This window comes from Streptomyces sp. NPDC015127 (assembly GCF_043080095.1).
In the GTDB taxonomy this organism is placed as follows: Bacteria; Actinomycetota; Actinomycetes; order Streptomycetales; family Streptomycetaceae; genus Streptomyces.
Genome location: NZ_JBIBVE010000092.1, coordinates 1 through 2,070 on the forward strand (window position 1 = coordinate 1; position 2,070 = coordinate 2,070).

Below are 2,070 nucleotides of genomic sequence, written 5' to 3' on the forward strand. Positions count from 1 at the left end.
CGGCTGCTTGGTGCTGCGGGTGAGCAGGCGAAGGCCTTGGATGTACTGGCGCCGTAACTCGCCACGGGCTGGTGGCGGGCTGCCCGGGCGCAGGCAGAAATGCTCGAGTACTGGGGACGTGGCGCGGAGGCAATCGCCTTGGTCCGGCCTTATGCGCAGTGGGGCGGGCATGCGCTGGAGTTCTTCGCGCGCCTGCTCGTGCGTCATGGGGGCCAGGACGAGGCCGTCGTCCGGTTGCGCACCCCAAACGGGGCGATCGAGTGAAGTTGGCATGTTTCTGCCACTCACTGATCAATAAGGTGCTTTCCGGTCAGTACGTTCCCCAGGATCGACTCCTCCGCTCGCTCGGGGGGCCCGATTGCAACGACCCCTCATCGACAGGAGTGACCGACGATGACCACGCACGAGTTGAAGCGGCGAATGTCAGCCCTCACGACGGCCCTGGGGCTCGGCATCGCACTGCCGTTCACCCTCGCCACGCCCGCCCATGCTCAACCCATCTTGAGCATCGACAAGAGCCACGAAGGAAACTTCACACGAGCAGGGCAAGGCCTCTACCGCATTACACTGACCAACACCGGCACTGAGTTCGCCGACAATGTGGAGCTCACCGACAACCTCCCCACGGGTCTCACAGTCGCCAGCCTCGCAAACAACCTCGCACAATTTTGTCAGACCACCAACGGCGGTACGACGGTCCAATGCAACTTCGACATCGGGATTGCCACTGGCACACTCGACATCATCGTCAACATCGCCAACAACGCACCGTGCTCCGTCGTCAACACCGTCACAGTAAATAGCGCAAACGCTGCCAGCGTCTCGGACAGCGACCAAACGACGATCACCGGCGGCAACTGCAACGGTGGCGGTGGCGGTGGCGGCTCAATCCTGCCAATCAACCTCAACGGCATCATCCCCATGTTCAACAACATCAGCACCAACAACAACATCAACAGCCCGAACGCCAGCAACACCAACAACCAGGTCTTCGGCGTGAACACGCCCTGACCTCGAAACACCCAGCCCAGCCACCCATGCCGAAGCCCCACCCCCCTTCAGTCGCCAGCTGGGGCTTCGCGGGGCCCACCGACGACAAGCCACGAAGCCGAGCCAGGGCCGGCCCTTCGGGCCGGCGTCCTGCGCTTCGCTGCGGACTGCTCCGGGTCCGCTTCGCTTCACCGGAGCTGACATCGTTTCACTCGGTCTGTTCCGTTGGCACGTTGGTGCCTGCGGGTGCTGCGCGCCCGGCACCCGCCCCGGCGCCGTAGAGCAGCGTGAACCGCGTCCTATGGAGCGGGCGTTCGACATCTGGCGCTCCGCTCTCTGTGCCGGCTGGGGGGCTGCGCGGACGCGTCGGTCGTGGCGGTGGGAATCTGTGGCGGAAGCTGTACCGGGTCAGCCGTGACCGGGCGTCGGCCTCAACATGGCGCGAGCTTGCCCGGGACCAAGCAGTCTGGATCGCGGATTGAGGAACATCAGCGGTTCGACCGCGCCCCTGCTGCGGACCGATCGTCCGCCAGAACTTCTGCACTCCGGATAACCTCCCCCGTTGTCGCAAGTTCCCCCATCCGGCTCTCCGAGGTCGCTGATCAGGCGGCCACAGGGTGGTCTGGGATGGCGCACGCGCGACTGGAGCGGGCGCCGGACGAGGGTGGCCCGTGCCGAAGAGCCGGGCCCAGTCCACATCGAGAAGTGGAGAGCTCAATGCCTCACAGCGAAGGCCAGCGTGTCGAGTACCGGGACGACAGCAACCGGAAGTGCCAGGGCACGATCCAGAACGTCCAGGGCAGCGGTCAGAACGCGATGTACGTCATCCAGAACGAGAAGAACCAGCAGCAGGATCGCGTCCCGGAAAACCGGGTCGAGCGGGATCTGTAGCAGATCCCTACCGGCCCACCCAGGCCCATAAGGCTGATAGCCCTCGGATCCTGGGAAGCCAAGGGCTCCCGCAACCGAGGCAAAATCCGGTCGCAGGAGCCCTTATCCGGCCTTGGGGACCAATGGAGCAGCCAGTATCGGTGAGAACGATCACGGTCGTGCCGTCGTGATCCTTTAGTACAAGCGATT

Annotated in this window: 2 protein-coding genes; both read left to right on the forward strand. The window is 64.2% G+C overall.

Annotated elements, in window-relative coordinates:
- The first annotated feature begins 393 nt into the window (after positions 1 to 393).
- Positions 394 to 1,011, forward strand: a complete 618-nt coding sequence (locus tag ACF08N_RS38055; protein WP_392329267.1) for a hypothetical protein — start codon at positions 394 to 396, stop codon at positions 1,009 to 1,011.
- A 696-nt stretch (positions 1,012 to 1,707) separates the two neighbouring features.
- Positions 1,708 to 1,881: a hypothetical protein gene (locus tag ACF08N_RS38060; RefSeq protein WP_392329268.1), complete on the forward strand. Its 174-nt coding sequence runs from the start codon at positions 1,708 to 1,710 to the stop codon at positions 1,879 to 1,881.
- Positions 1,882 to 2,070: the final 189 nt, after the last annotated feature.

Coding starts and splice junctions, on each gene's coding strand:
- ACF08N_RS38055 (WP_392329267.1), top strand. CDS start 394: ATGACCACGCACGAGTTGAAGCGGCGAATGTCAGCCCTCACGACGGCC.
- ACF08N_RS38060 (WP_392329268.1), top strand. CDS start 1,708: ATGCCTCACAGCGAAGGCCAGCGTGTCGAGTACCGGGACGACAGCAAC.